A 372-nucleotide genomic window follows, 5' to 3' on the forward strand; every position below is an offset into this window, starting at 1 on the left:
GCATCCGGAAAATCACGCCGGCGGGGGTGGTAACCACCTTTGCCGGCACTGGCACGTTAGGTCATACTGATGGCAGTGGCACTGCGGCACAGTTCAACTACCTCTCCGGAGTGGCTGTGGACTCAGAGGGCAATGTCTATGTGGCAGATAATGGCAATCACCGCATCCGGAAAATCACGCCGGCAGATAGAATAGAAGATAGAACAGTAAGCACCTTTGCCGGCGATGGCACAGAGGGTTTTGTGGATAGCACCGACACCGACAGCGCGGCGCGGTTTAACTCCCCCGTCGGCGTGGCTGTGGACTCAAGAGGCAATGTCTATGTGGCTGATAGTAACAACAACTGCATCCGGAAAATCACGCCGGCGGGGG

At 56.7% G+C, this 372-nt stretch carries 1 protein-coding gene; it reads left to right on the forward strand.

Annotated elements, in window-relative coordinates; translation table 11 throughout:
• On the forward strand, positions 1 to 372 hold a 372-nt coding region (locus tag S1OALGB6SA_RS06605), incomplete at both ends, for an NHL repeat-containing protein (protein ID WP_503465881.1).

The organism is Olavius algarvensis spirochete endosymbiont (assembly GCA_900608495.1).
Taxonomy (GTDB): Bacteria; Spirochaetota; Spirochaetia; order DSM-2461; family DSM-2461; genus UBA2779.